The 26,391-nt window shown below is 63.8% G+C and carries 28 protein-coding genes; 8 read left to right on the plus strand and 20 right to left on the minus strand.

Annotated elements, in window-relative coordinates; translation table 11 throughout:
- Positions 1-19 precede the first annotated feature (19 nt).
- The 4 genes from HSEST_RS01215 to HSEST_RS01230 all read left to right on the plus strand — a co-directional run bounded on the left by HSEST_RS01215 (position 20) and on the right by HSEST_RS01230 (position 4,771).
- Positions 20-940 (plus strand): 2Fe-2S iron-sulfur cluster-binding protein, encoded by a 921-nt coding sequence (locus tag HSEST_RS01215; protein ID WP_229121746.1) that lies wholly within the window; start codon positions 20-22, stop codon positions 938-940.
- Between the two features lie 244 nt (positions 941-1,184).
- Complete coding sequence (nrfD, locus tag HSEST_RS01220) at positions 1,185-2,207, plus strand: NrfD/PsrC family molybdoenzyme membrane anchor subunit (protein ID WP_229121747.1); 1,023 nt, start codon at positions 1,185-1,187, stop codon at positions 2,205-2,207.
- A 5-nt stretch (positions 2,208-2,212) separates the two neighbouring features.
- Positions 2,213-3,448, plus strand: a complete 1,236-nt coding sequence (locus HSEST_RS01225; protein ID WP_229121748.1) for a 4Fe-4S ferredoxin N-terminal domain-containing protein — start codon at positions 2,213-2,215, stop codon at positions 3,446-3,448.
- 264 nt (positions 3,449-3,712) lie between these two features.
- Positions 3,713-4,771 (plus strand): hypothetical protein, encoded by a 1,059-nt coding sequence (locus tag HSEST_RS01230; RefSeq protein WP_229121749.1) that lies wholly within the window; start codon positions 3,713-3,715, stop codon positions 4,769-4,771.
- Positions 4,772-4,863: 92 nt separating this feature from the next.
- On the opposite strand, the gene HSEST_RS01235 is transcribed toward HSEST_RS01230, so the two are convergent.
- From HSEST_RS01235 to HSEST_RS01275, 9 genes are all read right to left on the minus strand, one after another.
- Positions 4,864-5,424: a CoxG family protein gene (locus HSEST_RS01235; RefSeq protein WP_229121750.1), complete on the minus strand. Its 561-nt coding sequence runs from the start codon at positions 5,422-5,424 to the stop codon at positions 4,864-4,866.
- Positions 5,421-6,200 carry an ABC transporter permease gene (locus tag HSEST_RS01240; RefSeq protein WP_229121751.1) on the minus strand — a complete coding sequence of 260 codons (780 nt, stop codon included), beginning with the start codon at positions 6,198-6,200 and terminating at the stop codon, positions 5,421-5,423. The genes HSEST_RS01235 and HSEST_RS01240 overlap by 4 nt, the downstream gene beginning before the upstream one ends.
- The gene (locus HSEST_RS01245; protein ID WP_229121752.1) at positions 6,197-7,051 is read right to left on the minus strand and encodes an ABC transporter ATP-binding protein; all 855 of its coding nucleotides are present in this window, start codon (positions 7,049-7,051) and stop codon (positions 6,197-6,199) included. The genes HSEST_RS01240 and HSEST_RS01245 overlap by 4 nt, the downstream gene beginning before the upstream one ends.
- A gap of 38 nt (positions 7,052-7,089) precedes the next feature.
- Positions 7,090-8,277: an ABC transporter substrate-binding protein gene (locus tag HSEST_RS01250; protein WP_229121753.1), complete on the minus strand. Its 1,188-nt coding sequence runs from the start codon at positions 8,275-8,277 to the stop codon at positions 7,090-7,092.
- An 87-nt stretch (positions 8,278-8,364) separates the two neighbouring features.
- The gene (locus HSEST_RS01255) at positions 8,365-9,135 is read right to left on the minus strand and encodes an ABC transporter permease (protein WP_229121754.1); all 771 of its coding nucleotides are present in this window, start codon (positions 9,133-9,135) and stop codon (positions 8,365-8,367) included.
- A gap of 26 nt (positions 9,136-9,161) precedes the next feature.
- Complete coding sequence (locus HSEST_RS01260; protein WP_229121755.1) at positions 9,162-10,595, minus strand: hypothetical protein; 1,434 nt, start codon at positions 10,593-10,595, stop codon at positions 9,162-9,164.
- 83 nt (positions 10,596-10,678) lie between these two features.
- The gene (locus tag HSEST_RS01265; RefSeq protein ID WP_229121756.1) at positions 10,679-11,050 is read right to left on the minus strand and encodes a helix-turn-helix domain-containing protein; all 372 of its coding nucleotides are present in this window, start codon (positions 11,048-11,050) and stop codon (positions 10,679-10,681) included.
- A gap of 208 nt (positions 11,051-11,258) precedes the next feature.
- Entirely contained in the window at positions 11,259-11,891 is a 633-nt protein-coding gene (locus HSEST_RS01270) for a helix-turn-helix domain-containing protein (protein ID WP_229121757.1), read from the minus strand.
- Positions 11,892-12,114: 223 nt separating this feature from the next.
- Positions 12,115-12,807, minus strand: coding sequence for an Sjogren's syndrome/scleroderma autoantigen 1 family protein (locus HSEST_RS01275; protein ID WP_229121758.1), 693 nt, complete (start codon positions 12,805-12,807; stop codon positions 12,115-12,117).
- A 291-nt stretch (positions 12,808-13,098) separates the two neighbouring features.
- On the opposite strand from HSEST_RS01275, the gene HSEST_RS01280 reads away from it, so the two are divergent.
- Positions 13,099-14,637 (plus strand): uracil-xanthine permease family protein, encoded by a 1,539-nt coding sequence (locus HSEST_RS01280; RefSeq protein WP_229121759.1) that lies wholly within the window; start codon positions 13,099-13,101, stop codon positions 14,635-14,637.
- A gap of 100 nt (positions 14,638-14,737) precedes the next feature.
- On the plus strand, positions 14,738-15,865 hold the full coding sequence (locus HSEST_RS01285; protein WP_229121760.1) for an ORC1-type DNA replication protein: 1,128 nt from the start codon (positions 14,738-14,740) through the stop codon (positions 15,863-15,865).
- A 153-nt stretch (positions 15,866-16,018) separates the two neighbouring features.
- On the opposite strand, the gene HSEST_RS01290 is transcribed toward HSEST_RS01285, so the two are convergent.
- Positions 16,019-16,567: a hypothetical protein gene (locus HSEST_RS01290; protein ID WP_229121761.1), complete on the minus strand. Its 549-nt coding sequence runs from the start codon at positions 16,565-16,567 to the stop codon at positions 16,019-16,021.
- A 255-nt stretch (positions 16,568-16,822) separates the two neighbouring features.
- Between HSEST_RS01290 and hjc the strand changes: the two genes are divergently transcribed.
- Positions 16,823-17,344 (plus strand): Holliday junction resolvase Hjc, encoded by a 522-nt coding sequence (gene hjc / locus HSEST_RS01295; RefSeq protein ID WP_229121762.1) that lies wholly within the window; start codon positions 16,823-16,825, stop codon positions 17,342-17,344.
- Positions 17,345-17,354: 10 nt separating this feature from the next.
- On the opposite strand, the gene HSEST_RS01300 is transcribed toward hjc, so the two are convergent.
- Entirely contained in the window at positions 17,355-17,981 is a 627-nt protein-coding gene (locus tag HSEST_RS01300) for an SWIM zinc finger family protein (protein ID WP_229121763.1), read from the minus strand.
- 155 nt (positions 17,982-18,136) lie between these two features.
- On the opposite strand from HSEST_RS01300, the gene HSEST_RS01305 reads away from it, so the two are divergent.
- Positions 18,137-18,676 carry a DUF7472 family protein gene (locus tag HSEST_RS01305; RefSeq protein ID WP_229121764.1) on the plus strand — a complete coding sequence of 180 codons (540 nt, stop codon included), beginning with the start codon at positions 18,137-18,139 and terminating at the stop codon, positions 18,674-18,676.
- Here the strand turns inward: HSEST_RS01305 and priL are convergent.
- The 9 genes from priL to HSEST_RS14575 form a co-directional block, all read right to left on the minus strand.
- Complete coding sequence (priL, locus tag HSEST_RS01310; protein WP_229121765.1) at positions 18,664-19,743, minus strand: DNA primase regulatory subunit PriL; 1,080 nt, start codon at positions 19,741-19,743, stop codon at positions 18,664-18,666. The two genes, HSEST_RS01305 and priL, sit on opposite strands and share 13 nt — an antisense overlap.
- 265 nt (positions 19,744-20,008) lie before the next feature.
- A complete protein-coding gene (locus HSEST_RS01315; protein WP_229121766.1) occupies positions 20,009-20,620 on the minus strand; it encodes a DUF7139 domain-containing protein in 612 nt (203 codons plus the stop codon).
- Between the two features lie 79 nt (positions 20,621-20,699).
- The gene (locus HSEST_RS01320; RefSeq protein ID WP_229121767.1) at positions 20,700-21,317 is read right to left on the minus strand and encodes an HAD family hydrolase; all 618 of its coding nucleotides are present in this window, start codon (positions 21,315-21,317) and stop codon (positions 20,700-20,702) included.
- Positions 21,314-21,736: an RNA-binding domain-containing protein gene (locus HSEST_RS01325; RefSeq protein ID WP_229121768.1), complete on the minus strand. Its 423-nt coding sequence runs from the start codon at positions 21,734-21,736 to the stop codon at positions 21,314-21,316. The genes HSEST_RS01320 and HSEST_RS01325 overlap by 4 nt, the downstream gene beginning before the upstream one ends.
- The gene (locus tag HSEST_RS01330; RefSeq protein WP_229121769.1) at positions 21,733-22,302 is read right to left on the minus strand and encodes an AAA family ATPase; all 570 of its coding nucleotides are present in this window, start codon (positions 22,300-22,302) and stop codon (positions 21,733-21,735) included. The genes HSEST_RS01325 and HSEST_RS01330 overlap by 4 nt, the downstream gene beginning before the upstream one ends.
- A 94-nt stretch (positions 22,303-22,396) precedes the next feature.
- A complete protein-coding gene (locus HSEST_RS01335; protein ID WP_229121770.1) occupies positions 22,397-22,942 on the minus strand; it encodes a hypothetical protein in 546 nt (181 codons plus the stop codon).
- Between the two features lie 238 nt (positions 22,943-23,180).
- Positions 23,181-24,023 (minus strand): polyprenyl synthetase family protein, encoded by an 843-nt coding sequence (locus tag HSEST_RS01340; protein WP_229121771.1) that lies wholly within the window; start codon positions 24,021-24,023, stop codon positions 23,181-23,183.
- 207 nt (positions 24,024-24,230) lie between these two features.
- Positions 24,231-25,886, minus strand: a complete 1,656-nt coding sequence (thsB, locus tag HSEST_RS01345; RefSeq protein ID WP_229122960.1) for a thermosome subunit beta — start codon at positions 25,884-25,886, stop codon at positions 24,231-24,233.
- Between the two features lie 280 nt (positions 25,887-26,166).
- Positions 26,167-26,343, minus strand: coding sequence for an HVO_0416 family zinc finger protein (locus HSEST_RS14575; RefSeq protein WP_324254840.1), 177 nt, complete (start codon positions 26,341-26,343; stop codon positions 26,167-26,169).
- Positions 26,344-26,391 lie beyond the last annotated feature (48 nt).

Genomic DNA, 26,391 nt, shown 5'->3' on the forward strand with positions numbered 1-26,391 from the left:
CCCAATCCGGATCCGGGGGATGACCGTATCGACCAGTATGGACGGACGCCACGCGATCGACGACAGCGACGAGCAGCCAGAATCGACTGATGGTGGGTCATCGGAGACGACCGGGCTCGATAGCAGCACGCGCCGCCGGCTGCTCGCGAGCACGGCGAGCGTGAGCGCGCTCGCGACGGCCGGCTGTCTCGGCATTTTGGGTGACGGCAGCGAGACCGGGCCACGCCCGGGCGAGCCGACGCCGTACGACGGGACCGAAACTGACGCCGGCACGCCCAGCGGCGACGCGTTCGACATCGAGTTCCTCAAACAGGAGACGACGCTCAGCATCAGCAGCGACACGGCGATGCTCGACGCGGCTCTCGACGAGGATCTGGACGTGCCCTATCAGTGCCAGGTCGGCGTCTGTGGGCAGTGCACCTCGAAGGTCGAGGACGGCGACGCGACCGAGCTGGTCGAACACGACGGCAACCAGTACCTCAGCGACGCCCAGATCGAAGCCGGATACGTGCTGACCTGCGTGGGCTACCCGCGCGGCGACTTCTCGCTGACGACCGGCGTGCAAGACGAGGCCGACTCCGTCAGCGGCGGGACCGAAACGCCGTCCGAAGAGACTCCCACGCCTGGCGAGACCGAGAGCTACGCCATCGAGTTCCTCAAACAGGAGACGACGCTCGACATCAGCAGCGACACGGCGATGCTCGACGCGGCTCTCGACGAGGATCTGGACGTGCCCTATCAGTGCCAGGTCGGCGTCTGTGGGCAGTGCACCTCGAAGGTCGAGGGCGATGGCGATACGACTGATATGGTCGAACACGACGGCAATCAGTATCTCAGTGACGAGCAGATTCAAGAAGGATACGTACTGACCTGTGTCGGCTACCCGCGCTCGGACTTCTCGCTCGAAACTGGTCTGAAGGACGAAGCCGATCAGGTCTGATCCCTATCTCCGTGGCGTGTTCATCCTGCGCGCCCGGATTCACCTCTTCTACCGTTGCTGTTTGAGACACACGCCAGCCCCGTCTATCGCGGACACGACCGGGTATATAAAGGGCTGTAAAATGAATATACATCCGTATCGCTGTGACGGTCTGAGTAAGTCATATGAAGTGGTGCGTGAAACCAGTGCGTGCGGATATCGGCGTATCGTGGCGACAGACGCGTACGTGTAGGGGGGACCTGCGATGACCGCGGTCAGTCCGCTCCTGCCCAGCCAGTTCTGGAGTCTCTCGATCGGTGTGTACCTGTTCCTGGGTGGGCTCGCCGGCGGTGCGTACGTCACCGGCGCGGTCGCTGACTTCCTGAGCGTTCGGGATCCGTCCCGCCGGGAGGGCTATCTGGCGACGGCTCGCTGGGGGACGGTCCTCGGTGTCGTCGCGCTGGCGATCGGCGGCCCGATCCTGCTGTTTCACCTGGGCGAGCCCCTGCACGTCATCATGTTCTGGCTGTTCACGAACTTCGACTCGTGGATGACCATCGGCATCTGGGTCATCGTGCTGTTCATGGTGCTTTCGATCCTGCAGGCGCTGTGGCTCGGCTTCGGTGCCGACAGGGGCTTTTCGATCCCCGGTGACGTGCTGTCGCCGGTGACCGGGTTGATCGACACGGTCGCGGACACGACGCGACCGAGCGAGGGCGTTCGGCGCGGGCTCAACGCCTTTGGCGCACTTGTCGGCGTTCTGCTGATCGTCTACACGGCGCTGCTGCTCAGTGCCTCCTCGGAGGTCGTTCCGATGTGGGACGCGACGTGGCTCCCGCCGCTGTTTCTGGCGAGCGGGCTCTCGATGGGAATCGCCGCCGCCGTCGGCGCGACGACGCTCACGCGGGGCGTCAACGACACGGGCGTGACGATGTTCAGTATCGCCGACGACGTGATCATCGTCGCCGAAATGGTCGTTATCTATATGCTGCTTGCGACGCTGGTCAACGGCGGTCCGACCGCCGTCGAGACCCAGCGATACCTCCTGACGGAGGGGAACGTGATCTTCTGGGGTGGCGTCGTCGCCGCCGGCCTGCTGTTGCCGCTTGCGATCTCCGGCGGTCTGCTCGCTTTGGAGTGGCGCTACGATCTCCACGAGAACCCGCGACTTGAACGGCTGGCGACCGCCGGCTACGCGACGAAGTTCGGCTTCGTCATCTTCGGCGGGTTGATGCTTCGGCTGACGATCATCTACGCGGCGTTGAACGTGCCGCTGTTTGGAGTGTGATTACGATGAGTGACAAATCCAACTACGACGACATCGAGGACCGGGCCGAGGAACGACTCTCACACGTCGAGTTCGACACCGAACTCGGCAAGCAGATGGCACGCGATGCCCGCCGCGTCTCGAACGACGAGCTCTCGCGAGCGGCCTTCGAGGAGAAGTACGTCGACGACGTCCGCCAGGAGTTCGGTGTCGATCTGCGATCGGACAGCCAGGCGGACGCCGAAGCCACGCCGGGCGTCCCGCCGACCGAGAGCAAGGCCTCCCGACGGGACATGCTCAAGGCGACCGGCGCGCTCGCGACGGGCGCGGTGGCAGCCGGCGCGGGCAGTAGCGTGGCCGGGGAGTTCGTCTCCGGCAGTACCGGCGGCACGGCGGCCGCCCAGGAGGGCGGGGACGTCCAGATGGGGATGGTCATCGACACCACGACCTGTATCGAGTGTCTCCGATGTGTCCAGGGCTGTAAAGAGGAGAACAACACGCCCGAGGGGCACTTCTGGCAGGACGTCTTCCGCTTCCAGCGTGAGGACAAAGAGTACGACGCCGCGCCGAACACCCTTGAAGGGTCTGACCCGCTGCAGCGTCCCTGTATGCACTGTGACGACGCACCCTGTATCGAGGTGTGTCCGAACAACTCCCGGTTCAAGACCGAGAACGGTCGGGTCCTCTGTGACTACGACACCTGTCTGGGCTGTGCCTACTGTGAGGTCGCCTGCCCGTATCACGTCAACTCCTTCGTCCACGAGGGGCCGCCGGACTACCTCGCGAACCCCGAGGAGAACGAGGACTACGAACCGATCCTCGACGACGTCACCGCGGAGTTCGAAGACCAGAAACGCGACGAGGAAGGGCGCTGGGTCGCCGGAACGCCGCCGGACGGATCCTGTAGCAAGTGTACGTTCTGTGCTCACCGCGAGCTCGACGACGAACAGGACGGCTCGACGACCGCCTGCGAGGACGTCTGCCCGGTCGACGCGATCCAGTTCGGGGACCTCCACGACCCCGAGAGCGCACCCCGGCAGTACCTCCGGGAGACCGTCGGCGAACTCGACGACGCGGAGGCCGGTCCCAAACAGTACATCGAGGAGTACCCCGACGAGACGTTCACCCTCCGTGAGGACGCATCGGATCCGAACATCATCTACGTCGGCGACGACCTCTCGGATGTCGAGGTGACGGCCGTCCCCGGACCGACGACGAAGGATGACCGTGGACTCGAGGAGAAAGACCGAACGCTACACTGATCGCACCTCTTCGTGACTGGTGGAACTGTCTACCGGTGCGATCGGCCGGGCCACCAGCAATCACTCTCAGTCTGTCCCACTCCGTCTGCCTGTTCGTGTGATTTCTGATCGTCGAGTGGTGGTTGTTCACATAGATACACGGGATAACTGTATGATTAACCACTACATTCCGGCTTGTGGCACTAACTACCGGGCACTGCTTATATATCCCTGTACGTTTCCAGACTAGTCTTTATGGGGATGGGGCGGCATCGTAACTGTGTAATGACACCTGAGCCGTCAGATTCCGAATCAGACACAGGCGTTTCGCGACGGAAGTTCGTCGCCGGCGGTGCCGCCGGCTGGGCGTCCGTCGCGCTCGCCGGTTGTAACGCGCTGAGTCCCGGTGACGACACCGACACCGAAGAACCGACTGACACCGAGACCGAGACTGGCACGCCCGAGCCCCAGCCGGAGAACTACGTCGTGACCGACGACATTCTCGCCGGATCGGGCGGGTCCGCTCCCGCCGGTGCCGGTGGGTTCGCAGACTCCTGTTCCTGGACGCGGACGTTCACCCACGGGATGGAGCCGGTCTTCAAGGTCGGCGTCTACGACTCGAGCGGCGAGCAGCTCGGCAGCGACGAGATCTCCGTCGCGATCAACATCGACGGTGGTCCGACCGCCGATCTCGCCTGGAGCCAGGACGACGATCCCGAAGCCGACCCCGAGTGGAGTGGCCCAGTCTGGGAGCAGATTCCCGATGACTGGGAGACCGGCGAGACGACCTATACCGTCGAGATCTCCGACAGCGACGCCAACTTCAGCAACGTCGGCATCGCGTCGGGCATGTTCGAGGTCGTCGACTACAACGACCCCGGCAACAACTACGTCGTCACCGCCGAGACCTACCACACGAGTACGCTCGGCGACGCCGGCAGCGGCAGTCAGTTCATCAGTAGCTGCAACCCCGACTACACGTTCGACTCGACCGGCTCGGTCGGCTTCGACATCGGCATCTGGCACGCCGGCAGCGGCGAGATGGTGACTCCGAGCGACGAGATCGTCGACTCCGCCCAGATCACCTTCCCCAGCGACGAGATCGACACGACGCTCGAACTCGCGTGGGGCGCCGAGAACAATGATTCCTGGTCGGAGGGGAGCCACGCCTGGAACGCCGTCTGGAAGGCCGACTCCATCTCGGACGATCTCAACGGCGAGTACACCTACGAGGTGGAGATTTCGGGCTCCAACGAGAACCAGGAGTTCAACGACGTCGGCGTCTACCTGGGCTCGATCTACTTCGTGAACCCGAACGCTGACTCCGGCGGCGACGGTTCGTAAGCGACTCCGCTTTCGACGCCACCTGGCCGTTTTCTCTTTCGAACTGCGCCCTACTGAGCGGTCGGTTTGTCCCGGTGGAAAACAGTGGGCCGCTACTCCGACTCGACTTCGTCTTTGATGTTCTGGAAGTACGTCTCGATGTCGCCCTGGATGACCCGGCTCAGGAGCCGCGCGCCGAGCCGGGCGACGCCTCCGGTGTAGTACAGCTCCGCCGAGTAGGAGAGGTCGGTCCCGTTCTCGTGTTCGTCCATCTCCATCGCGGCGAGCACGTCGAAGTCGCTGCCGGTCGTCGAGTCGAACCCGTTGCCCTCCATGACGATCCAGTCCGGTTCGTTCATCTCGACGAGTTCGAACTCGCCGTCCAGCGAGACCGTCACGCGGCTGATCCCGCGCGTAATCTCGCAGGTGTAATGTCGCTCGGAGAGTCGTTCGACCGACTCCGCGCCGGGGATGCAGTCCGCGAGGTTCTCGGCCCGGGAGATAAACTCCCAGAGGTCGTCTTTGTTCGTCTCGATGGAGACCGTGTCCGCGAACTCCAGGCGCGCCTCCTCCTCGTCGAACGTCGACTCGCTTGCCATCTCCGAGGCGCTCGTCTCCGCCGTCTCTTGTTCGCTCGATACGTCCGTCTCCGGTTCGTTGATGTTGTCTGTCATGGTTGGTACGTTCCTTCCCAGGGTGTGAGTGCGTCACCGAGAATCTCCGTGCCGTGGACGAACAGCACGCCCAGCACGTTGATCGAGAAGACGGCGACGTACATCCGCGGAATCGTAAACAGCTGCCAGGAGTTCCAGATGACGTAGCCCAGCCCGGACTCGGCGGCCAGCATCTCGATGACCACCAGCAGCGCGAAGCCGACGCTGAAGCCCATGCTGAGCGAACTGAATATCTGCGGGCGCGCACCCGGCAGGATGACCTCCCGATACAGGTCGAACGTCCCGGCGCCGTTGTCAAGTGCTGCCTCCACGTGGACGTCCTCGATCGATCGGACGCCGCCCATCGTGTTGATCGCGACTAGCAGGAACACCGCCAGCGCCATGGTCAGGACCCGCACGGTCTCGGTGAGCCCGAACAGCGCGAACATCACCGGCAGCAGCGCGATCTTCGGGAGCGGGTACAGCACCGCCAGATGCGGGTTCACCAGTAGCCGCGCCCGGTGGGACCAGCCGGCGACGATCCCGACGGCGATCCCCGCGCTCGCGCCGATCGCGGTCGCGAGCACGATCCGCCGGACGCTCGCGGCGGCGTGTGTCAGGAAGTCGCCGTCGAGATACAGCTCGGCGGCCAGGGGTAGCGTCACTGACGGTGGCGGGAAAAACCGGGGATCGAGTAGCACGCCCGCGGCCAGCTCCCACACGAGCGCGAGCACGACGAACGGGCCCAGCAGCGACGGAAGCTGTCTGACGACTCTGGAGCCCGTGAGACGCGTCATTGTCTTTCGACTGTGCGCTGGACTTCGTCGCTCAATACGTCCCACACGCGGGTCTGCAGTTCTTCGAGGCGAGCGATGTCGAGGTTCTCGCGGGTGCGCGGCCGCTCGAGATCAACGTCGACGATCTCCTTGATGTGGCCTGGGCGCGCACCCATGACGCCGAGTCGATCGCCGAGCTGGATCGCCTCCTCGATGTCGTGAGTGACGTAGACGACGGTCTTCTTCGATTCGCTCCACAGCGACAGCAACTCCTCCTGAAGGTACCGTTTCGTCTGGGCGTCCAAGTCGCCGAAGGGCTCGTCCATCAACAGCACCTGCGGGTCGTTGGCGAACGCGCGAGCGATCCCGACCCGCTGGGCCATCCCGCCCGAGAGCTGGTGGGGGTATGCGTTCTCGAACTCCGAGAGGTTGACCTTCTCGATGTACTCGCGGGCGATCTCGTAGCGTCGCTGTTTGCCGACACCGCGCATCTTCAGGCCGAACGCGACGTTGTCCAGCACCGACTTCCAGGGGAAGATCCCCTTCTCCTGGAAGACCATGCTGGTGGACGGTCGATCGCCGTTGGATTCGGTCCGGATATCGATCTCGCCGGCGTCGGCGTCCAGTAGCCCGCTGACTAGTCGCAGGAACGTCGACTTGCCACAGCCGGAGGGGCCGAGCAGACAGAAGAACTCGCTGTCGTACACTTCCAGATCCAGCCCCGATAGTGCCTGTACGTCCCCGTCACGGCCGGTGTAGGCCTTTTCGATGCCCGACGCGCGGATCCGGACCGATCGCTCTCCGGTCCCGGTTGTAGGCCCTGACCGGGAATCAGCTGTCTCGTCGGCCGTCGAACGCTGTGGCGATTCCATACGTATGTCCTGCCCCGGTCCGCCCGCCGCCTGATCGCTCATTCACACAGCGAGTCGGCCGGGAATCCCTCGGGCTGATCGACGGTCTCCAGCTCCGAATAGGGCTTGGGTGAGTTCTGTCCCCACTCGTTTATAGTCTCGACGGACGGTTTGGGATCGTCGAGACGACCGACTTCATCGAGCGCATCCTCCAGTGGCGATTCGTCGACGATCGCCGACGCGTCGACCTCCTCCTCGACGGTGCCACGACAGTGGTGATAGGTCTGCTGGCTCATCAGGCTGTCCGTGTTGATGCGTCCGTTCTTGTGCGGCAACGAGGGGATCGACATCTTGATGAGGTTCTTCGGGAGACCGAACTCCTCGCTGACGATCGAGGCGACCTCGTCGCTGGGGAACCCGCCCATCTCGTAGTACTCGCGGACGCCCAGCAGATACGCCTCTAGCCACCGCCGCGCGACCTCGGGACGGTCGTTCATGAACGGTTCGCCGAACAGGTAGACGCCGATCTGCATCCGCGGTGCGAGCTCCGAGGCGTACAGCAGCCGTTCGGCGCCGGTTTGGTTGACCATGCTGAGGCCGAGCGGATCGGGAATGGCGGCGGCGTCGATCTCGCCGGCGGACATCGCGCCTGTCATGTTCGTATAGAGGATCTCCTTCGTCTGGACGTCATCCCAGGTCATTCCGTTGCGCTGGAGGAGCGAGCCCCAGATGTACGAGTCGACGTTCCCCTCGCCGTGCAGCGCGATCGTGAAGTCCCCGGAGACGTCCGAGAGCGTCATCCCTTCGGAGTACTTCTCCGGACGGATCAGGACCTTGTTCGAGGACGGCTGCCCGCGCCAGTACTGGGTCTGGTCGGCGACGACGCTGATCTCGACGCCCTGTGCGGCGGAGTTGAACAGGCTCGCGCCGACCGATCCGGTCGCCGTGTCGAGTTCGCCGCTGGCCAACTGCGGGGTCGCCTGGGGCGCGCTCTGGATGCGCTTGACTTCGAGCTCGATGTCTCGCTCCTCGAAGTAGCCGCGGTCTCTGGCGACCAACACCTCCGCCACGGCCGGGATCGTCAGCGTCCCGAAGCTCACGGTCGCCGGCCCGGTGTTCGATTCTGCACTCGAACCGAGCAATCCGGTACAGCCGGCGACTCCGGCTGTCGCTGCAGTGCCTGCGCCCGCCAGGAACCTGCGCCGTGAACTCGATGCCCGCCCGCCCTGCCGATCACTGTCCGCCATAGTTATTCGTTGTCCTCTTTCTGTGAAACCACTGTGCTTCATATTTTAGTTTGTTTTATACATCCGTCCCTGGCAAGTGTCGTCCGCTCACAGGACGACAGTCCGGTGGTTACCGGCGTGCCAGGGCACGAGTCGGTGTTCGATCGCGGCCAGTCCGTACGTGAACGTCATCCCCAGGACGCCGCTGACGACCAGCCCGGCGTACAGGTCGGTGATGTCGTAGGACATCCAGGCGACCCACAGGAAGCTCCCGAGGCCGCTGCCCCCGGCGACCAGCTCGACGGCCACGACGATCAGTAGCGAGGTGCTCAACCCGAGGCGTAGCCCCACGAGTACCAGCGGGAGCGATCCCGGGAGCAATACCTCTCTGAACAGCCGGTAGGTCGAGGTCGCGCCGTTGTCCCTGGCGACCTCGACGTGGACGTTCTCGATCCCGCTGGCGCCGTCCATGGCGTTCCACAGCACCACGAAGAACGTGCCGAGCCCCGCGGTGACGACCAGCGCGGTCTCGGTACTCCCCAGCAGGAGGATCACCAGCGGCAACAGCGCGATCATCGGCAGCGGGAAGATCGCCGCCGCCAGCGGCGAGAGAACGGCCTTTACCCGCGGGTTCCAGCCCATCGCCAGTCCGACGACCGTCCCCAGCGTCGACCCGCCGATCGAGGCCACGAGCGTCCGCTGGATCGTGACGAGTACGTCCGCACGAAAACTCGCCTGGGTCAGCAGCGCCGCCGTCGTTTCGACGATCGCCGCCGGCGGCGGCAACAGCGACGGATCGATAACCCCGAACACACCCGCGGCTAGCTGCCACACCACCAGCGGGACGGCGAGCGAACACGCCTGATAGAACCGATCCATTCGTGTGCTGTGGGGCGCTCAGGCGCCTACTCGGTGATCTTGAACGCCATGTGCAGTCCCGGCAGCGGCCGGACCGGGTGGTTGTCGAGATACGAGAGATGCGGGATCAACTCGAAGTTGGGCTCGTCTTCCTCGACGTCGAAGAGGCTGGGATAGACGTCGATGAAGTGCCAGCCGGGCTCGCCGGCCGCGCGCAGCACCGTCTCGTTGATCTTCGCTTCGAGTCCACAGATGTACCCCAGCGGCTTGTTGTCGTACATGAAGTAGTACGCGTTCTCGTAGATCGGCCAGCCGACTCCCGAGAGCGCGATCTCGATCTCCGTTCCCGAGGGGCCGCTGGTCGGCGTCATCTCCGTGATCTCCGGCTGGAGCATGAAGCCGGTGACGGCGACCGATTCGCCGTCGATCAGTGCCGTGATCGGTCTGGTCGCGCCGCGGTCTTTCGGGATCTCGAACTCGAGCTGGAACGTGCCGTCCTCGTCGGTCTCGACGGACGGCAGCACACCCGGAACCGGCTCGGGCGTGATCGGGATGTCCTTCACGCGATGGCCCTCGTGGGTGTGCCAGACCAGATCGACCCGCTGTTCCGGTGGGAAACCGCGGCCCTTGATGACCGTGTCGGTGCCGGGCTTGCCGCTCTGGGGCGTAATCTCCAGTTCGGCGTCAGTCTCCCGGTCGGGGTCGGGCATGTGAGCCGAAAGCGGCGCTTCGTCGAACGTCGACTCGACCCATGCAGTCTCGGGCTCGCTCTCGGGCTCGGTCACTTCGACCGACCAGGCGTACTGGCGCCCGCCCGCGACTTCGCCGAACGGCGACTGGGTGTTGTTCTGCAGGAAGGGCACGCCCCGGTAGTTGCGCCAGACCTGGATCTCGTGGGAACCGACCGGCCCGACCGCCCGGACCCGAGCCGTCGCCGTCCCACGGTTGATCACGCCGGTCATGAAGCCCATCGTTCCGTTGTCCCAGGCGATCTGGTAGTTGTTCTCCAGCACGTTGGGGCCGATGCCGTATCCCGTGATCGTGAAGAAGTCCCCGAGCGGAGCCTCGGTCCGATCGATCTCGAACCAGGGCGTGATCGCGATCGTCGTCGCCGCCAGCGGCGGACCGTCCTCGCCCGTCCGAACTTCGAGCGTGTGTTCCCCGCCGTAGTCCTCGGGAATTTCCCAGTCTTCCTCGAAGCGTCCGTCCTCGTCGGTCGTCGCCGAGAACGCCGTCGTCGTCCGGGGCCGATACTGTGGGCCGACGACCTGGTTTGCCTGCAGGACGCCCCACTGTCCCTCGACCGTCTTCCAGATCACGTCGACCTCCGTATTCGCGGGCAGGTTAAGCCCCCGCAGTGTGATCGTATCGCCGACGTACGCCTCCTCGTCGCTCGCGACGAGCGTGCCCGAGGCGGTCTGGTCCTCCCGCCGCTCCTGTAACCTGTCTTTGACTTCTGAGGACAGCCTATCGTCTGCCATACGTCTCTATATTGGCACTTCAGGTAAAGACGCTTGGCTGCAATATACAGCCGTTTAAATAGAGGAGGTTACGGCGGCCGCTGTCAGATCGGTTCGGTCTCCTGGATCCGCGTCGCACCGAGGATCGCGGACATGATCTTCCCCTCGGCTGCCCGTAGCCGCTGTGAAGCCGCTGATTTCGAGATGCCGAGATCGTTCGCGATGTCCGAGAGGTTCCCCCCGCGCTGTGTCGAGTAATGGCCCAACTCGTGGGCGACCTCCAGCGCTTCCCACTGTTTTTCGGTCACGTCGCTGACATCGATCGACAGGCAGTTGACGTCCTCCCGTGACGGGTCGACGATCGAGATCATCTTCACGTTCGACTCCAGTTGTGAGTACTGGCGGACGACGTGCTGGAGGACCGACCGGTCTTCGACCTTCAGCGTCACGAACAGCGGGTAATCCGAGTCAGTCATTGCCCCTCTCGGCGTCTTCGACCCCGTCCGGTCGCTGTTGGCCGTTCGTTGCACCCTCACTGTTTGCCCTTGGCCGACTGCAAACCGTATTCACGCTCATAGAGAGACATCTGTGTACCGACAGCGAGAAGATTCACCTTCATTTTACACTGTTTCAAGTACTGTCGACCCTCGATACCTGGAACGATTGATACGTTGGGCGACGAGATCAGTCCATCGACCAGTGGTCGACGAGCTTGTGAATGAGCTTCGATTCGATCGATTTGAGCCGCTGAGAGACCGCTGACTTCGAGATGTCGAGTCGATCGGCCAGGACTTCCAGATCCGCCTTGCGGGGCGTCTCGTAGTAGCCTTCTTCGACGGCGACTGTCAGCGCCTCCCGCTGTTTGTCGGTGATGTCCGTGAGATCCATGACGATCGACTCGCTGCTCTCGGCGTTCGACTGTGTAATCCCGTAGACGTCGACGCTCGAACCGACGTCGCGCAGCCGCTGGACGAGCTCCCGGAGCGTCTCTCGATCGGGCAACAGCACGGAGACGACGATTCGGTTGCCCTGGACGCGTTCGATCGACGGCACGCAGTCGACCTCGTGAAAGACCAGACAGAAACAGTCCGACTCGATATCCGACTGGACGTATCGATCGGAGAACACACCTTCGTCCTCTTCGACGACGTTCGTGTGACAGGTCCCGTCTTCGAGGCTGTTTCCACCGGCCGACCGCGAGAACGTCAGGTTGTGGTCCTGAATATCGATGTTGTTGGCTTCGCTTACGACGACACAGTCGGCCTCCGGCGGCGGCTCGACCGCCAGTGTCGCTGTGATCGGCGGTCCCTCGGGCATGGTCGTCCCATGTGATTCGTCCGATATACTCTCGGGGCCCATAGTTCTGGTAAAGAACACTTAGTAAGCTTCACATATACGTCCTTCCCTGTCGGTATTCACTACTGGTATCTATGACAAATCCGCGATTGGGTTTTACTTCACGAATTATCTTGTGCGGTGTCTGCACGATTGTCCGAATCGGCTCGTGCCGGGTTGCGGTCGAGCTGTCGGGATTGGGCTCTCACCGCAGTTCCGAGACCGAGACGAGCGCGTCGGCGGCCTCGCTCGCGGCTTCGAGGTGCTCGCGAGCGCGTCGCGGGTCCTCGGTCTGTTCGGCCGCCCGGGCGAACCGCAGCAGGCTTCGCCGGAGCGACGCGTCGGCCTGTTCCAGGTCGTCGCCGCCGACCGCTTCGCGTTCGAACTCCTCCTCGCGTTCGAATTCCTCACGGCGGGCCGGCGGGTCCGGGCGGCGCAACTCCTCTCCGGGGCTCCGATCGCGATCGGGGACCTCCGGCCGCTCGCGGCGCTCCGGCAGATCCGTCCGCTGCGACCGTTCGCGTTCGGACGTACTCTCCCGTTCCCGTCCTTCGCTCGGCTGTCCGTCCGTATCGTCCCGGTCCGTTTCGTCTGCCGGGTCGCGTTCGTCCTCCGCGTCTTCGGCCGCCGACTCGTCGGTCCCGTCGGTATCCGTCTCGGCGTCACCATCGTGTAGTTTCGTCCCGTCTTCCGCGACGGCCTCCTCACAGGTCGGGCAAAACAACTGTCCCTCGTATCGGAAGATCGGGTCGCCACACGTCTCGCAGTGGGCGTTCGTCATCGTCGCCCCCTTCAGGAGGAGTTCGCTCATCCGCTCGGTCGCCTCCCGCTTTTGCTCGTCGCGCTCGTACTGTTCGCGGAGCCGTTCTCGTTCGGCTTCCTCGTCGAAATCGCTCATGTGCGTTCTTTTTCGGCCGATACCGAAAAAAGACGCGGGCGAGCCCGGACGTCCGTTCTCATGACGGCCCCCGTCGTAACGTCTCCCGCCGTCAGGAGGAACAGCCATTCGACCGTCGATCGCCGGTCTCCTCGGGGACTGTCTCGTCCAGTAGCGACGCCCACTCCTCTATGTGTGAGTGTCGCTTTCGCATGGATTGAACGTCTATCCCATTCCTAATAGTCGTTTATATCGGGCAGCGAGGTCGCTTCGACGCTTTTTCGTACGGTAGGGACGACGCGGTGGACAGAGATGGGAGACAGCGATTCCAGCGCGCTCGTCGAGTACGGGATCGAGGACCGGCCGCCGCTCGGGCGGTCGATCCTGCTTGGAGCACAGCACTACCTGACGATGATCGGGGCGAACATCGCCGTTCCGCTCTTGCTGGCGAGCGCGATGGGAATGCCGACCGACGCCACCGCGAAGTTCATCGGGACCTTCTTCGTCGTCAGCGGACTCGCGACGCTCGCACAGACGACCTTCGGTAATCGCTATCCGATTGTCCAGGGCGCGCCGTTCTCGATGCTTGCCCCCGGGCTCGCCATCGTCACGACGGAGGTGGCCGTCGTCGGGCTCCCGACCTGGAACGCCAAACTCCTCTTCCTGCAGGGTGCGATTATCACCGCAGCGCTCGTCGAGGTCGCTATCGGATACTTCGGACTGGTCGGCAAACTCAGAGAATACCTCTCGCCGGTCGTGGTCGCGCCGGTCGTGACCCTGATCGGACTGTCGCTTTTCTCCGCGCCGCAGATCACTGCCGCCACGAACAACTGGTATCTGCTGTTGCTCACGCTCGGTCTGATCGTCCTCTTCTCGCAGTATCTTGACCGTCGGTCACCGATCTTCAACCTCTTTCCCGTCTTGCTCGGCATCGCCGGCGCGTGGATCGTCGCGGCGGTCGCCTCCGTCACGGGCGTCATTCCTGCTAGCGATCCCGGATTTATCGACTTCGGCCAGGTCACCAACGTCGAATCGGCTCTCTACATCCCGTATCCGCTCCAGTGGGGGATGCCCCAGTTCAAGGCCTCGTTCTTCGTCGGGATGTTCGCCGGCGTGCTGGCCTCGATCATCGAGTCGTTCGCTGACTATCACGCCGTCGCCCGTATCTCCGGTATCGGCGCGCCATCGAGCAAGCGGGTCAACCACGGTATCGGGATGGAAGGGATCGCGAACGTCTTCTCTGGGCTGATGGGCACCGGCGGCTCGACCTCCTATTCGGAGAACATCGGCGCGATCGGCCTGACCGGCGTTGCCTCCCGGTTCGTCGTCCAGATCGGCGCAGCCGTGATGCTCGTCGTCGGCGTCATCCCGGCGTTCGGACAGCTGATCGCAACTATCCCGAATCCGATCGTTGGCGGGCTCTACATTGCCATGTTCGGCCAGATCGTCGCTGTCGGACTCTCGAATCTGAAATACGTCGACCTGGACTCCTCGCGGAACCTCTTCATCGTCGGGATCGCGATCTTCGCCGGGATGGCGATTCCGCAGTATATCGGTGGCCTGGACGGGTATGCGGCCCTCCAGAGCGGGTTCGAGAACGTCCCGCTGTTCGGATCGATCCTCGGTGCGGAAGTGATCGCCCGGACGGTCTACATCGTCGGTGACGTCGAGATGGCCGTCGGTGGCTTCATCGCGCTCGTGCTCGACAACACGATCCCTGGCACGCGCGAGGAACGCGGTCTGACCGACTGGGCACAGATCGCCGAGGACGAGGGCGCCTTCGACTCCGCGCTCGACCGCGCCCGCGACCGCTGGTCGCGCGAATCGCCGCCGATGTCCGGCGACGACTGATCCCCTACTCGATTCCGATACCCGCCGTGAGACGCCTGTCAGACGCTCTTCTCCCAATCCTGGCCAAGAGTTAAGTGCTCCGGGAAGCTCGGTGAAAGTGATGAGCGACGACCCCGAAGAGGGGATGCTGTCCTGGGACGAGTCGGTGTTTCGCGACGAACACGTCTTCGAAATCGACTACGTCCCCGAAACCTTCCGCCATCGCGACAGCCAGATGGAGAGCCTGAAGTACGCGCTCCGACCTGCCGTCCGGGGGTCGCGGCCGCTGAACGTGATCGCTCGCGGCCCGCCCGGGACCGGCAAGACGACCGCGGTCCAGAAGCTGTTCTCAGAGTTGCGCGCCCAGACGGACGTCAACGTCGCCCGCGTCAACTGCCAGGTCGATTCGACTCGCTACTCGGTGTTCTCGCGGCTATTCGAGCACGTTTTCGAGTACGAACCGCCCGCCAGCGGCATCTCGTTCAAGAAGCTGTTCGGACAGATCACCGACAAACTCGTCGAAGAAGACGAGGTACTGGCGGTGGCGCTGGACGACATCAACTATCTCTTCTACGAGAACGAGGCCAGCGAGACACTGTACTCGCTGCTGCGCGCCCACGAGGCCCATAGCGGCGCGAAAGTCGGTGTCATTGTCATCTCCTCGGACCTGGATCTCGACGTAATCGAGGCACTCGACAGTCGCGTCCAGAGCGTCTTCCGCCCGGAAGAGGTCTACTTCAACAAGTACGGTGAGCGCGAGATCGTCGACATCCTCCAGGAGCGCGTCGAGCGTGGCTTTCACGAGGACGCCATTGGCCCGGCCGTGCTCGATCGGGTCGCTGAACTGACTGCCGAGCAGGGCGGCGACCTGCGCGTCGGCATCGACCTCCTCCGGCGGGCGGGCATGCACGCCGAGATGCGCGCCAGCCGAACCGTCGAACGCGAGGACGTCGAGGAGGCCTACGATAAATCCAAGTACGTCCATCTCTCCCGGCACCTCCGGGGCCTTTCCGATTCCGAGCAGGCGCTGGTCGAGGTCCTCGCCGAGGCGGACGGCGGTCGCGCCGGTGACGTCTTCGAAGCGTTTCACGACCGGTCGGATCTGGGCTACACCCGCTACTCGGAGATCATCAACAAGCTCGACCAGCTGGACATCATCGACGCCGAGTACACCAGTGTCGACGGCCGCGGCCGATCGCGGGAGCTGACGCTGAACTACGACGCCGGCGCTGTCTTAGAGCGGCTGTGATGCTGTCCGTCTCTCTATCTCCGAGCGGCTGTACTGCCCGCCGACTGGTCGTTCTGTGAACGAAAAATCGCTGACTGATCGGTTCTGTGAACGAGATATTAGCGTCGAGAAAAACCGCACTCCTGTCTGTCGGACGGGAGTGCCTACGAGTGCTTAGTCGTCTCCTTCTGTTTCGTCGTCATCATCGTCCTCGTCTCTCTCTTCGTCATCACCGTCGTCATCGTCGTCTTCCTCGTCCGCTTCGCGTTCGTCGTCCTTGCTCTCGTCGTCATCCGCCTTGTCCTCTTTTTCGTCTACTTCGTACTCGTACTCCTCTTCGAGGAGCGTGAGCGAGTTCTCCTCGACGGTGTACTCCAGTTCACCCTCCGCGCCGTCGGATTCGTACTCCACTTCTAGCTCGGTGAGCGACTCGTTGTCCTCCGTGAGCGCCGAGCGGTCGACTGTCGCGGTCCCGTCCGCGTCGGTGGTGACGGTAACCTCCTCTTCACCTTCGACGGTGATAGTTGCGTTCTCCACGGGGTCCTCGCCGTCAGTGGCGGTTACGGTGACGGTTTGGTTGGCAAGCGCCGCGTCCATATCCAGATCGGATACGGACGCTGTGGAGGTGCCGGTATCTGTCTGTGCGACGCCCGTTACTGCGATACCGCTCCCAGCAACGAGCAATACTGCGAGCACTGCCATCAGGATTTTCGAGGCTGTCATTGCAGTCGGTACGACGCCTGTGAAGTATATAACCCGGGAAGACCGTTACACCGAGTTTTACCGAGTTAATTCGGATTACAGCGGTAGCGAGGCGAAAGCCCATCGGCTTTAGCCGTGTGGAGGATGTCAGGCTGCAGTATCGGCAACACTACGCCAGGACCCCGATCTCCGAGCGGCTGTGATACACTCCAGGACCCTGATCGACAGCCGTGGCGTCCGAAAGCAGTAACACCGCCGCGACGCGACAGGATGGTAATGGTAGTCTCCAACGAGAAGGGTGACCGCCGCGAGCGCGAGCTCGTCAACGCCCTCGATTCGGCCGGCTTCGCGGTGATGCGTGCGCCGGCAAGCGGGAGCGCGACCGAGCGAGAACTCCCGGACGTGCTGGCGGGCGACGGCTCGACCTTCTACGCCATCGAGGCCAAATCCAGCAGCGGCGATCCGATCTATCTCTCCGGCGAGGAGATCGAGGCGCTGGTCTACTTCTCGCGCAACTTCGGCGCGAAACCGCGGGTCGGTGTCCGCTTCGACCGCGAGGACTGGTATTTCTTCCACCCGGGCGACCTCTACACGACCGACGGCGGCAACTACCGGGTCAAAAAGGAGACCGCGCTCGCGGAGGGGACGGACTTCGAGGAGTTCGTCGGCCACTCACAGAAAGTCACGCTGGACGACCTCGGCGAGGACGACGGCCCGGACCAGAACACCCTCGACGTGCTCGCGGCCTTCGACCGCGGCGACCTGGATATCGACGAGGCCGCGGCGATGTTAGAGTAACTGTCCGGGATCAGATATCCAGCAGTCGCTGATCGGTCGCTGCGAGCCGCGAGTGCGGGAACGCGTAGGTCCGGGGCTCGTCGCCGTCGCCGAGGTAGCTCACTTCGACAACCAGATCGCCGTCGGGATAGCCCGCGTTCGTCTCGTGGGCGGCGACGGTGCTGTCGGTCGCGTCGATCACGTATTCGTCGGCCCGACTGGTCGTGACACCGGCGACGATCAGCCGGTCGCCGGTCTCGCGGTCGAGGACGACGTCACCGGGCTCGAACCGGCAGGTCCCACAGAGCCACGGCCCCTCGCTGTCCTCCTCGACGAACGTTTCGACGCCACACTGGGCGCATCGAGCGCGTCGCTTGCCCGGCGGCGGGACGCGGTGGCTGGTCACTTCGATGGCGACGCGACGGATGTGCTTGCAGCGCTCGCCGCGGATCCGGTGATCGGGACAGGTACAGCGACTCTCGGGAAGGTCGACGACGTATGTCGCGCCGCTGTGGCTGTCGACGGCGTAGCGACCCCTGCCCAGTGGACGAACGGCCATCCGCTCGGTCCAGGCACGGGCCGCCCGCTCGTCCATCGTCCGGGGGTCGGGCGCGAGCGCAGTCTTTCGGGTCGTGTGACCCGGGAGTGGTTCGGTCATTGTCGGTCGGACACGGCTGGGTTCCCGTTGCGTCCACTAGGAATATAGGCGCTCTAACAGCCTAAATGAACCGGTAGTAGGGGTCAACGTCCGGACAGCGGCGCAATCATGCGCTTCGACACGCTTTTCCGGATTCGTATCGGATTCTCCCGGTAATGGAGCGTTCAGACGCTGTCGAGATTGGCGTTGCTATCGGATCTGTCGCGATATTCGTTGCCGCACTCGCCGTGGTGGGAACGCTCTACGGTGCCAGCGGCAGCACGTTCGACGGAACCATGACCGGTGATGCCGTCCTCGACGAGGGCGGAGTCACTGGCACGATCGACGGCGATCTGTCCGGTGACGTCAACGCGACTTCCGGTGGCCAGTTTAGCGGCACGTTCGAGGGGACGTTCAACGGCACGAACGGGGAGTCGGTCAACGGCACGCTCTCGGTGACGGTCACCGGGACGCTCGCCGGATCGGGCGGCGATACTCTCTCGGAGGCCGAGAACGCGACGCTCACCGGGACGTTCTCCGGGACACTCGACGACGAAAACGTTTCCGGGCAGATCAAGGACAGCACCGTGACCGGCACTGTCCAGGAGAACGATCACCTCTCCGGGGACGGCGCGCTTGCACTCGTCGGCGCACTACTGCTCTTTATTCTGGTCCTTACCGCCGTCGGGTTCTTCCTCGCGCGTCAGGATTCCTGACGCTCGCGCCAGTCGGTCACGTCGTCCTCGTCGGCCTCGTCGAGCGCGTCCTCGTAGTAGGCCATCGGATGTGAGATCCGCTCGCAGCGATCGTCCATGTTGACACAGTCCCCGTAGGACTGCATCGTCGCACACGACGGCGTCGAGTACTCTGTCGGGCTGGTTTCCCCGCGGATGTGGTCGGTCTGATAGCGCGTCATCTCCTCGCCGAATCCGGGATTGATCTCGTACAGCTCGACGATCTCGTCGGTACTCATTCCGATCGAGGTCAGAAACGAGGTGATCGCGAACCGCGAGTGGTGTTCGAGGTGCTCGCCGCTCTGGATCTGATCCAGCAACGCGCGCATACACGGCGGGAACAGATCCGGCACGACCGTATCGATGTCGCGGGTCAGATCTAACTCCGCGAGCGTCTCCCGCAACTGGGCGACCTCCGCATCGAGCGGGTCGGCAATAGCGTCCGGCACTGACAGCGGCAGGCCCGATTCGACGCGTTGCTGGACGGCCCGACGACACAGTACGAGCAGCTCGTCCCCCTCCAGCGGGACCTCGCCGTCGGTCAGCGGGCGGTTGACCAGCCGCCACTCCTCGCCCCACTGCCCGGCCGCAAGATCCAGATACGCCCCGACGTCGACCCAGTAGCGGTCGGCCTCCGCCAGTGAGCCACCATCGGGTCTGACGGCTTCGAGCAGGTCGAACTCCGCGAGCAAATCCCGTCGCGTCAGCGAATCCCCGCTGGTACTTTGCAACTGCGTGGTTGAGGCCAACTCGTCGGTGAACCGATCGTGCGCACTGGCCGCCTCCGCGCGGGCGTACGACCGGGTCAGGACCGCCTCGTCGACGATCGACACGAGCACGCGAGCGATCGGGTACGACAGCAACTCCACGCGTGACTGTCTGTGGGGCTCGCCGACGGTGCCGTCCTCGAGAGCCGCCTCGACGCGTTCGAGTCCGCGCTCGACGGCCGGCCCTCCGCGCTGGACCACGGTCGCCAGGTCGATCTCGGCCGCCTCAACGGCCTCTCTGGCTTCCCGCATGAACGGATACCGCGCGTGCAGCGGCTTCATTCGACCGTTGGTTGCGTGCGCGCCTGAATAAACTCGGCGGTCCCCGAGACCGTCTCCGAGAACCCTCGCTTCGCTCGGCGTCTCGCTGCTCGCGGTTCGTTTCACTCACCGTTCGACTCTTCGAAACTCCTCGATTCGCTCGGCGTCTCGCTGCTCGCGGCTTCGCCGTTCGCTATTCGTTGGCTCCCTACGGTCGCTATCGCTACTCGCGGGTCATCCTTCCCCGCTCGACTCTCCGAGACCCCTCGCTTCGCTCGGCGTCTCGCTACTCCCCAAACTCGGATTCGATCTCCCGAATCACGTCCGACTGCTCGCCGCCGTCGCCGCGGATCGTCTGCCGGTACTGCTGGTACTGCTCGCGGGACACGCGAACGGTCTTGGTCTCGCCCTCCCGGGTGACTTCCATCCGCACCGTCCCCTGTGGGTTGTTCCGGACCCGGTAGCTGGCGGCCGTGGAGAACACCGACCACAGCGCCAGACACACCCCGACGAAGTAGATCATGGTCGTCTCGAAGGCGTAGGCTGGCTCGGCGGGCGGCCACATCCACGGGTAGGCGTAGACGAACAGTCCCACACCGACGAGCGAGATCGCTGCCCCGGCGACGACGCCGATCCCCTGGCGACGACTCGACGGCAGGACGCCGACGACGCTGAGCAGTATCGCCGGCACGCCAAGTCCCGCCAGCACGCCGGCGGCCTTCCGCGCTTCGTATTGCCCGGTCAGGCCGAGCGCGTCCCCGAGTGGCGTCGCGACCAGCGCGATCGCGGCGACGATCGCCGCCACGCCCGACAGGAACGCACCGATTCCGGCGATCACCCGCTCCCGGTCTCGGTCGCCCCACTCCTGCTGGTCGTATGCCTCCCCGAGACTGGTCATACGCGCACACACGCCTGCGAGATACAAAACTGTCCGTCAGACAGAGGCAAGACGCCTCCGGCCGCGGTGTCCGTCCCGTCTAGACTAACGCTTGCAGCGTCGCCCAGAAGTCCGGTGCGCCGTCCTCCTCTTGGACGCGGACGGGGACAAACCCGGCGTTGCGCGCCCCTTCGATGTCCGAATCACTGTCCCCGACCATCACGTACTCCTCGGCCTCGATCCGCCGCCGGGCGTGCTCGAACGGTGCCGGATCGGGCTTGTGCGCCCCGGCGTCGTACGACGAGACGACCGTCTCGAAATACGGGAGCAGATCGTGGGCCGCGAGCTTCTCGCGTTGCCAGTCGCCGACACCGTTGGTGAGCACGCCCAATCGATTCGACTCACGTAGGGCGTCGAGACTCTCGTCGGTCCCCTCCGGGACCGTCGTGTGCTCGTGTTCGGCCGCCTGTAACGACGCGACCATCGCGTTTGGGTCGCCGTCTTCAGTCGCCTCTTTGAGAACGGCTTCCATCCCACGGCGGACAGGCTCCGGTTCGAGTGCCTCGAAGGCCGCGGTGAACGCCTCGTCGTAGACTCCCAGCAGCGAATCGGACGCATCCCCGAGTTCCGCCTCGAACACGCCACGCAAGAGGTCGGCATACGAGCGCTCGAAACGCACGAGTGTGCCGTCACAGTCGAAGAAGATCGCGGTCGTCATCGGTCGTCGGTCTCGACGGGCCGACCGTCCTGCGTCGGCGGTGCGATGTGATCGATAACCGTCTCGACGTCCGGTTCGATCACGCGCACCCGAACGTGGATCTCGCCGAGCTCGTCCGGATCGCCGACGGCGAAGTTGGCTACTTCCTGGAACGCCGCCTGCTTCTTGAGGTCGAAGCTGAACGTCTCACCCTGGCGGTTCTCGAAGAACGCACCCCGGGCGGTATCAAGGATCTCCCGGCGGTGCAGCAACTCCGAGAAGTGGCTCAGATCGTGGGTCTCGCCGACGATCTCGCCGTGCTTGTGGTCGAGTTCCGCTCCCGGGAAGACGTTCGTGATCGCGTCGGCTACCCGGTCGGGGACTTCGGTGTCGTAGACCGGCGCGGTGATCTGGACGTCCACGCTGTAGACCTCGCTCATCGGTCTCCCTCCACCGCGGCCAGCCCCTCGGTCAACAGCGTCCGGACCCGGTCGTGAAACGCCTCCAGGGAGTCGGTGTTTGCGATCGTGTAATCGGCCATCGCCATCGCCTCGCCCATCCCGAAGCCGAGTTCGCGCTCGTCGCGGTCCTCGAGGCTCTCGCCGCCCTCCTCGACGCTCGCGTCCCGCCCCCGCAGGTCCAGCCGTTCGGCTCGCACCTCCTGGGGTGCCTCAATACTAAGTAACTCGAAATCCTCGCCGAAGGCCTCGCGGAAGCGTTCGACCTCGACGTCCGAGCGGATGCCGTCGACGACGACCGTGTCGCCGTCCTCCAGTGCCTCCCGGATGATCGGCAGCGATCGCTCGGCGATGGCGGCCGGCCCGTTCTCCTCGCGCAGGGCTTTGGCGACCTCGCCGTGGTGGGTCGCGGGGTCCAGCCCCCGGTCGCGACACGCCTGGCGGATGACGTCGCCCATCGTGACCACTGGGATGTCGAGATCGCGGGCGACCGCGGCGGCCTCGCTCTTGCCGCTGCCCGGCAATCCGACGGTTCCGATAACTCTCATTGGGCCAGATTTGGCTACAGCGGGTGGTAAGGATTGCGTCTCGACGAGATGGCGCGATCAATGTGTGGTCGCCTGTCGGACGGGCGAGTTCGCTTCACTCGGCTGTCTCTGTCGCGGTATCTGCACTCAACGCCCCCAATCTGAAGTTGAAATCCATCTCAGTCGGCGGCTTGGCATCGTCGAGCAGTCGCCAGAGGATGAAGGAGTAATCGTAGGTGTATTCGGGGTCGTTGGGGTCATCGACCCCACCGACTGACGTTTCTGTCGCTTCTGCGTAGACGTGTATCGTCCGGTTCTCGATATGTGCATCGCGGTAGTCGCCCAGCCCGTAGCCGAACGGGAGCGCACCGACGAATACAGTCAAGAACGTTTCAGAGTTCAGATTGCCCTGGATCCGTCGTAAGCTCATTTTTCGTCCCCCCACGTGCTCCCATCGGACATTGTCGTTCATCCACTCCGGATCCGTCACGAGCCAGCCGTCAGCAGCAGGGGCGACTTCGAACGTGGGCTGTCCCTTGATATACCGCGACTGAGACCCTCCTCCATTGCTCGTTTGTACCCGTGCCTTCCGTCCTTCCAGTATACCGCTGATTGTAGCACAGCCTGCAAGCCCAGCGACGGCTGTCACCCCCATCGCCATAACTGCTCGTCTGGATTGCCCCATTTTATCCCTGTAGAAGCAACGACGGATATATGATTTAAAATATTTGTTAAATCTTTCTTCCGTTCATCCTCGCCGTTTCGAGGACTCACCCCGTTCGTCCTCGCTGCTCACGGCTTCGCCGTTCGCTCTTCGATAGCTCCCTACGGTCGCTATCGCTACTCGCGGTTCCTTCGTCACCGCTCGCTATTTCGAGGACTCGCTACGCTCGTCCTCGCTACCGCTCACGGACGACGACAAACTTCGCCAGATCCTCGAGATATGCAAGTGACTCTTCGGCCTCGGTATCGACCGTCGAGAGCGCCTCGAGGGCGGCGTCGGACTGCTTGCGAGCGCGCTCGTTGGCTTCCTCGGGCGTCAGTTGCGTCACCTCGACCAGCGAGGGTCGCTCCATAGCGGCGTCCTGACCGGCGGGCTTGCCCAGCTTCTCCGCGTCGGCGGTCGCGTCCAGCACGTCGTCGCGCATCTGGAAGGCCACGCCCACGCGCTCGGCGTAGTCGCCGACGGCCTCGACGGCGTAGGGATCGGCGTCGGCGGCGATCGCGCCCAACTCGGCGGCCGCTCGAAAGAGCGCGCCGGTCTTGCGCCGGGCCAGCCGCATGTACTCCTCCTCTGAGGTGGGCTGGGCGACCAGTTCCGAGGCCTCTCCCTCGCCGAGTTCGACCATCGCCTCGGAGACGGTCCGCATCGCCCGCTCGTCGCTGGAGAAGAGTTCGAACGCCTCGCCCAGAAGCCCGTCGCTGGCGATGATCGCGGACCCGTGTCCAAATGCCGCCCAGGCACTGTCAGATCCGCGCCGGAGATCGGACTCGTCGATGATGTCATCAATCACCAGCGAGGCGTTGTGCACGAGTTCGATCCCGACCGCGAAATCAAGGGCGTCCTCGGCGTCGCCGCCCAGCGTCTCACAGACCAGCACAGTCACGATCGGCCGAACGCGCTTGCCGCCGGCGAGCACGACGCTTTCGAGTTGCTCGCCGAGTGTGTCCGGCTCGACTCGCTCGACGACCGCCTCCAGGCGATCGGCGACCATCGACCGACGACGCTCCAGATACTCCATCGGACGCGCCCTTCGGACTGGAATGTAAAGTACGTGACGGTCAAAATCGAACGACGGAACCGAGCACAGGCGGCCGATGCGCCCGGAACGAGTCCGTAACCGACCGCCGGGAGACTATCCTCTTCCCGTAACGGATTCGCGCAAGAATAGGTCACCACGAGCCGACAGACTCGTGTGCGAGACCTGACGGCGAAACAGTGGCGGCTCCTACATCATGCCGCCCATGCCGCCGCCCATACCGCCCATGCCACCCATGCCGCCGGCACCGGGTCCGCCTTCCTCGTCGCCGCCGGACGTCGAAAGATCACCGGCAGCGATGATGTCGTCGATCTTCAGCACGAGGTTGGCGGCTTCGGCAGCCGAGGACAGCGCCTGGGACTTGGCGTGGGCCGTCTCGACGACGCCCGCCTCGTAGGTGTCCTCGATGTCGCCGGTGAAGACGTTCAGCCCGGCGTTCTCCTCGCCGTCCTCGTGAGCGGCGCGGACCTCGACGAGTGTGTCGATGGAATCGAGGCCGGCGTTCTCCGCGAGGACGCGCGGGATCAGTTCCAGGGAGTCCGCGAAGGCCTCGACGGCCAACTGCTCGCGACCGCTGACACCGTCGGCGTAATCGCGCAATCGGCGAGCGAGTTCGACCTCGACGGCACCGCCGCCGGCCAGGACGAGTCCGTCCGCGACAGCCGCGGAGACCACGTCCAGGGCGTCGTTGACGCCGCGTTCGAGCTCGTCGACGACGTGGTCGGTCGACCCGCGCAGCAGCAGCGTCACGCCGTGGGAGTTCTCGCCCTCGACGACGAACCACTCGTTGTCGGCCTCGTAGGTCACGTTACCGGTGCCGAGGTCCTCGGCGGTGGCGCTGTCGAGATCGGAGACGATCCGCGCACCGACGGTCTCACGCATGAACTCGATGTCGGATTTCTTGGCTCGCTTGACGGCCAGAATGCCCTCCTTGGCCAGCAGGTGCTGGACCATGTCGTCGATGTTCTTCTGACAGAAGACGACGTCGGCGCCGGTCGCCTTGATGTCCTCGACCATCTCCTTGAGCTGCTGTTCCTCCTGCTCGACGAACTGCTGGAGCTGGGCGGGATCGTCGACACTCAGCTGGGCGTCCGCGTTGGTTTCCTCGATCTCCAGGGCCGTGTCCATCAGCAGGATGTCGGCGTTCTCGAAGTCAGTCGGCATGTCCTCGTGGGCGGGGTCCTCCTTGAGGAGGACGCCCTCGACGAGCTCCGAATCGGCCGCGGTACCGCTGGCCTCGGTCGTGATGTTGAGGAACTCCAGATCGACGACCGAGGAACCGTCCTCGGCCTCGACGGTAACGTTCTCGACGGCGTCGACGATCAGCTGACCCAGCAGGTCCTTGTTCTGTTCGGCACCTTTCCCGGTCATCGCCGTCTCGGCGACCTGCTTGAGAATCTCCGTATCCTCGACGCTGACTTCCTCAGCGACGTCGTCGATCTGGCTGCGGGCTTCCTTGGCGGCCATGTCGAAGCCCTTGATGATCGTCGAGGGGTGGATGTCCTGTTCGAGCAACTCTTCGGCGTTTTTCAGTAGCTCACCCGAGATCGACACCGCAGAGGTCGTCCCGTCGCCGGCCTCGTCTTCCTGTGTCTCGGCGACCTCGACGATCATCTCCGCGGTCGGATTGTCGATGTCCATCTCCCGGAGGATGGTCACGCCATCGTTGGTGACCGTCACGTCTCCCATCGAGGAGACGAGCATCTTGTCCATCCCCTTCGGACCGAGCGTCGAACGTACTGACTCCGCGACAGCCCGAGCTGCGGAAATGTTGTGACTCTGTGCGTCTTTGTCCTGCATTCGCTGGGAATCCTCGCCCAGAATCACCATGGGCTGGCCCTGCATTCGCTGACTCATATTCGGTCGAGGATTGAATGTGATTCTATATAAATGTGTGGGTTCGCGATTGTTATCGTGGATTCCCCAGTGCCAGGAACACTCGGAGAATAGCGCCGATTACACGGCTATTTGCGGCATTTGTGTGTCATTTGATGACATGGGTGTCGGGGCACTGATCGACGATTGGCCACGATTTATATAGGCCATGGTCGGGCTGGGACGGCCCGTCAATTCGACGGCTGTCGCTGGATAGCAGTCAGCGATCGGGAGTAGTAGGGTGTGCGCGTCACCGAGCTGGCGACCAGCCACAGATTGTACACTCTACGGCGCCGGAATCGTGGAGCCCACCACATTCGGGGCACTGCTTTTTGTTGTAGCTGTCTTCCCAACTGGAAGCTTCCATGTCGTGGCCACGCTGCGACAGGAACTCATCGAACATGTCGTCGCTCGGTGCTGAGGCCATGCATGCTATGGTATACCACGACGGTATATATGCTTATTGGTTCGTCAA

Source organism: Halapricum desulfuricans, assembly GCF_017094465.1.
In the GTDB taxonomy this organism is placed as follows: Archaea; Halobacteriota; Halobacteria; order Halobacteriales; family Haloarculaceae; genus Halapricum.

Bases quoted from the DNA above. Each gene is read 5' to 3' on its own strand.
- HSEST_RS01215 (WP_229121746.1), top strand. From the start codon at position 20: ATGACCGTATCGACCAGTATGGACGGACGCCACGCGATCGACGACAGC.
- nrfD (WP_229121747.1), top strand. From the start codon at position 1,185: ATGACCGCGGTCAGTCCGCTCCTGCCCAGCCAGTTCTGGAGTCTCTCG.
- HSEST_RS01225 (WP_229121748.1), top strand. From the start codon at position 2,213: ATGAGTGACAAATCCAACTACGACGACATCGAGGACCGGGCCGAGGAA.
- HSEST_RS01230 (WP_229121749.1), top strand. From the start codon at position 3,713: ATGACACCTGAGCCGTCAGATTCCGAATCAGACACAGGCGTTTCGCGA.
- HSEST_RS01235 (WP_229121750.1), bottom strand. From the start codon at position 5,424: ATGACAGACAACATCAACGAACCGGAGACGGACGTATCGAGCGAACAA.
- HSEST_RS01240 (WP_229121751.1), bottom strand. From the start codon at position 6,200: ATGACGCGTCTCACGGGCTCCAGAGTCGTCAGACAGCTTCCGTCGCTG.
- HSEST_RS01245 (WP_229121752.1), bottom strand. From the start codon at position 7,051: ATGGAATCGCCACAGCGTTCGACGGCCGACGAGACAGCTGATTCCCGG.
- HSEST_RS01250 (WP_229121753.1), bottom strand. From the start codon at position 8,277: ATGGCGGACAGTGATCGGCAGGGCGGGCGGGCATCGAGTTCACGGCGC.
- HSEST_RS01255 (WP_229121754.1), bottom strand. From the start codon at position 9,135: ATGGATCGGTTCTATCAGGCGTGTTCGCTCGCCGTCCCGCTGGTGGTG.
- HSEST_RS01260 (WP_229121755.1), bottom strand. From the start codon at position 10,595: ATGGCAGACGATAGGCTGTCCTCAGAAGTCAAAGACAGGTTACAGGAG.
- HSEST_RS01265 (WP_229121756.1), bottom strand. From the start codon at position 11,050: ATGACTGACTCGGATTACCCGCTGTTCGTGACGCTGAAGGTCGAAGAC.
- HSEST_RS01270 (WP_229121757.1), bottom strand. From the start codon at position 11,891: ATGCCCGAGGGACCGCCGATCACAGCGACACTGGCGGTCGAGCCGCCG.
- HSEST_RS01275 (WP_229121758.1), bottom strand. From the start codon at position 12,807: ATGAGCGATTTCGACGAGGAAGCCGAACGAGAACGGCTCCGCGAACAG.
- HSEST_RS01280 (WP_229121759.1), top strand. From the start codon at position 13,099: ATGGGAGACAGCGATTCCAGCGCGCTCGTCGAGTACGGGATCGAGGAC.
- HSEST_RS01285 (WP_229121760.1), top strand. From the start codon at position 14,738: ATGAGCGACGACCCCGAAGAGGGGATGCTGTCCTGGGACGAGTCGGTG.
- HSEST_RS01290 (WP_229121761.1), bottom strand. From the start codon at position 16,567: ATGACAGCCTCGAAAATCCTGATGGCAGTGCTCGCAGTATTGCTCGTT.
- hjc (WP_229121762.1), top strand. From the start codon at position 16,823: ATGGTAGTCTCCAACGAGAAGGGTGACCGCCGCGAGCGCGAGCTCGTC.
- HSEST_RS01300 (WP_229121763.1), bottom strand. From the start codon at position 17,981: ATGACCGAACCACTCCCGGGTCACACGACCCGAAAGACTGCGCTCGCG.
- HSEST_RS01305 (WP_229121764.1), top strand. From the start codon at position 18,137: ATGGAGCGTTCAGACGCTGTCGAGATTGGCGTTGCTATCGGATCTGTC.
- priL (WP_229121765.1), bottom strand. From the start codon at position 19,743: ATGAAGCCGCTGCACGCGCGGTATCCGTTCATGCGGGAAGCCAGAGAG.
- HSEST_RS01315 (WP_229121766.1), bottom strand. From the start codon at position 20,620: ATGACCAGTCTCGGGGAGGCATACGACCAGCAGGAGTGGGGCGACCGA.
- HSEST_RS01320 (WP_229121767.1), bottom strand. From the start codon at position 21,317: ATGACGACCGCGATCTTCTTCGACTGTGACGGCACACTCGTGCGTTTC.
- HSEST_RS01325 (WP_229121768.1), bottom strand. From the start codon at position 21,736: ATGAGCGAGGTCTACAGCGTGGACGTCCAGATCACCGCGCCGGTCTAC.
- HSEST_RS01330 (WP_229121769.1), bottom strand. From the start codon at position 22,302: ATGAGAGTTATCGGAACCGTCGGATTGCCGGGCAGCGGCAAGAGCGAG.
- HSEST_RS01335 (WP_229121770.1), bottom strand. From the start codon at position 22,942: ATGGCGATGGGGGTGACAGCCGTCGCTGGGCTTGCAGGCTGTGCTACA.
- HSEST_RS01340 (WP_229121771.1), bottom strand. From the start codon at position 24,023: ATGGAGTATCTGGAGCGTCGTCGGTCGATGGTCGCCGATCGCCTGGAG.
- thsB (WP_229122960.1), bottom strand. From the start codon at position 25,886: ATGCAGGGCCAGCCCATGGTGATTCTGGGCGAGGATTCCCAGCGAATG.
- HSEST_RS14575 (WP_324254840.1), bottom strand. From the start codon at position 26,343: ATGGCCTCAGCACCGAGCGACGACATGTTCGATGAGTTCCTGTCGCAG.